We start from the raw sequence: 3,219 nt of genomic DNA, 5'->3' as shown, positions 1-3,219 counted from the left end.
CATGGCCGGCCCTCCAGAAGCCGGCCACCCATGAATCACGCAAACCGCTCCGCGGGAATCCCGAAAATGCAGCCCGTGTTAGAAATCTGCCAAAGTAGTGCTAATTGGCCCGGCCAAAAGCCCATTGGTTCACGAGGGTGCTCATTGGACCTTCAATGCCCATTGCGATGTAAGCCATTAACCTAAATTTTACCCTGAAAAAGCATCGTCTCTAGTAGGTCTTGACGCCGCTGGGTAAGCATGAATGTGCCGCTTTATTGCCTATCAAGGCGAGCCCGTCTTTGTCGGCGACATCATTTGCGCGCCGGCCAATTCGCTAGTCCAGCAATCACGTTGCGCGCAAGAGGGCAAAACGACGAAGAATGAGGACGGATTTGGGCTCGGGTGGTACGATGATCAACCGATACCTCGCCGGTACGGCGGCGTCGAGCCTGCCTGGGCAAACGACGGCTTGTCGAAAACATGCCGGGGCGTGCGATCTGCGATGTTTTTCGCGCATGTCCGGGCATCAACAGGCACTGCCACATCGCTGTCGAACTGCCACCCTTTCTCGCACCGTGAATGGTTATTCATGCATAACGGGCAGGTTGGTAACTATCAGCAAATTCGCGGGGCTATTGAAGCGATGATCCCGGCAAGGCTTCTTCGATCACGTTTGGGTACGACGGACTCGGAAGCGATCTTCCTCGCAGCCATCGGAAACGGGCTTTTAGACGACCCCCCATCAGCCATGACAAGCACGCTACAGGCAATCTGCGCCTTGATGGCTTTAGCCGGGATCACCGAAACTCTTCGATTCAGCGCGGCTCTCACAGACGGCACCACCCTATTTGCATTCCGATGGGCCAACAGGGGGCGTCCCCCCCGAGTATACTATCGAGGCGCGCCAAACGGGCTGGTCGTTGCGTCCGAGCCGACTGACGGAGAGCGGCAGAGATGGCACGAAATCCCAAGCGGATGCTCTCTGATCTCTCGCCGCGGACGCCCGCCAGTCGTTCGAAGTTTCGGGTATGAACCGCTGCGAGGCGCCGCCTGAGGGCTGCTTCACAAGCGCTGGTCACAGCGACAATGCTCACTCGCCAGGAGACCGTCGTCTTCCAGACTATCAGCCGCGCGCTCGATTCCGAGAAATCCGGGATTTCTGATGGCGAGCAGCACGTCGCCCGGTCGCTCATGACCCCGCCCAAGTTCGCAACATGAACCCGTCCGCCCGATTCTCTAAATCGCCAACCAGCGGCCCATCATCGCCGAGAACTGCGCTACCTAGCCGGTCGCGAGTTCGAAGTCCTGTTCGATCCGGCGTAAACGTAGTCTGCATAGCCGCTGGCGGCCTATGCGGCGGTCGCGAGCCGGCCGCCTGCTCAGTCGGCGGGCAAGCGATCGGGCGCATCAAAAGCCTGATCGCGGATGTCGTCTTCCAGCTCATCGCCCTCAGTCAGACGGTCGTCGAGCGGATCGACCGGCATCATCTCGTCCTGCGCGAGATCGAGCAACCCGGCCTCCTGCATCGCCTCGATCTCGGGCAGGTCGCGCAGGCTGGCGAACCCGAACACCGACAGAAATGTCGGCGTGGTGACATAGGAGAAGGGCGCGCCGGGTTCTGCCATGCGCGGCCCCGCGCCGATCAGATCGAGGCGTTTTAGCTTGGCGATGATGTCGCGGCTGATCTCCTTGCCGAGCAGCCGCGAAATGCTGGCCCGGGTCACCGGCTGCAAGTAGGCGATCGCGCTGATGACGAGGCTTTCCGTCTTCGACAGAGATGGCGGGCCGGGTTCGCCCGCGCCGAGCACAGTGCGGATAGCCTCCGAAAACCGCGCCTTCGAGCGGTGCTGGAAACCGCCGGCGACGAAGACGAGGTCATAGGGGCGCGGCTTCAGCTCGTCGCGAATGTCGGCGATCAGTTCATCGAGCACGCAAGACCGCCCGACCAGCCCGGCCAGCGTCTCGCGCGGCACAGGCGTAGGCGAGGCAAAAATCGCCGCCTCGATTCTGCCCATCCATTCGCGCCAGCGCAGCTCTGCTGGCAGATCAGCGAGTTCGGCGTCGAACAGGCGCGCGGCTTTGGCCATGGCTCAGCCGGCCCCCTCACGCAATCGGCCCAAGCGCTGCGGCTTTGATGCGCGGATCATGATCACAGCCCGTACAGCCGAAACGTCGGACGGTCGGTCAGCAGCCGAAGCGCGCCTTGCGTCGCGAGCGTTTCGCAAAAGCGTCGCGCCGCCCGGTCGGAGCCGAACCCGGCGCGTCCGACCATGCGCCAGGGCGCGACCGCATCGTCGGCGAGTACAAGCGCCAGGCCGCGGCCCTCGTCGCGGGTGCGCAGATTTTTGGCCGCCACGGCCAAGTTTTCGGCGCGCCGGGCCAGCGTCACGGCCTGGGCGTGACATGCGCTTATCGCAACGAAGAGCGCGCGATCGCTGACTACATGCCAGTCCGGCCGGTCGGCGCGGGGCCGGCGGCCGTCCGGGCCGTGCCGCAGTGCCGGGTCGAACACGACGCCGGCATGGAGCAAAAGCGGCGTCCCCCAGCCGAGCTTTTGGGCGAGCACCAGATCGGCCTCGAGCAGAGACAAAAATTCGGCGGCGACGGGCGCGCCGCGCAGTTCAGCTTCCATCATCGGCAAGATGTCGCCGGCCTGCCGCGTCGGCCGTGACGAGATCTGTCGCAGCATCTGGTGCAGGCGACCGGCTGGCCCAGGATCGTCGCCGGGCCGGGTGAGATGCTGCGCGTCGCGCAACGCCGCTTCGTCGGCCTTTTGGCGCAGCAGTTTTGCGGCGACGCTGGCGGCCTTGAGCGTCAGGCGGGCGCGCAGGACGCCGAGCCAGGGCGGGTCGGAGCGGACGATCTGGTCGAGCGCGAGCAACGCCGCGCCGGCCGCGAACGCGGCGTCGCGCCGGTCGGCGCTTGCGGCAAAGCCGATCCAACGCGGAAGTGGATTTGGAATCAGGGAGTTGGCGGGCTCGCCAGATGCGCCGACGGGCTTGATCCCTCTCGCTCGCGCGAGGCTTTTCGGACGGGGAATCGGCGTCGCATCCATGGTGTGAGCATAGCCACGGCGGCGCTAATTGCGCAAGATAGGATACTTTCCGCCGTCACCGTCAGTCCGGTTTGATGCCCGGTAAGCTTGCCTTATCGGACACAGTTCGATACCCTCCAAAAGATGCCAGATTCCATCGAATTCGAACCGCGAAACGAGCCTTCCGGTCAACCGGAAGACGG

General features: G+C 63.7%; 3 protein-coding genes. 1 reads left to right on the top strand and 2 read right to left on the bottom strand.

The genetic code is table 11. From position 1 onward, the window contains the following. Positions 1–244: 244 nt before the first annotated feature. On the top strand, positions 245–1,036 hold the full coding sequence (locus ACFPOB_RS29255; RefSeq protein WP_082736632.1) for a class II glutamine amidotransferase: 792 nt from the start codon (positions 245–247) through the stop codon (positions 1,034–1,036). A gap of 325 nt (positions 1,037–1,361) precedes the next feature. Here the strand turns inward: ACFPOB_RS29255 and scpB are convergent, their stop codons facing one another. Both scpB and ACFPOB_RS29245 read right to left on the bottom strand, forming a co-directional pair. Further along, a complete protein-coding gene (gene scpB, locus ACFPOB_RS29250; protein ID WP_068180412.1) occupies positions 1,362–2,069 on the bottom strand; it encodes an SMC-Scp complex subunit ScpB in 708 nt (235 codons plus the stop codon). A gap of 62 nt (positions 2,070–2,131) precedes the next feature. Then, positions 2,132–3,037, bottom strand: a complete 906-nt coding sequence (locus ACFPOB_RS29245) for a DUF1403 family protein (protein ID WP_068180410.1) — start codon at positions 3,035–3,037, stop codon at positions 2,132–2,134. Between the last annotated feature and the right edge of the window lie 182 nt (positions 3,038–3,219).

This window comes from Allobosea eneae, from assembly GCF_042657265.1.
Taxonomy (GTDB): Bacteria; Pseudomonadota; Alphaproteobacteria; order Rhizobiales; family Beijerinckiaceae; genus Allobosea; species Allobosea eneae.
Note: the sequence above shows the minus strand (reverse complement) of the source record. Positions and strands in the feature narration are given on the sequence as shown.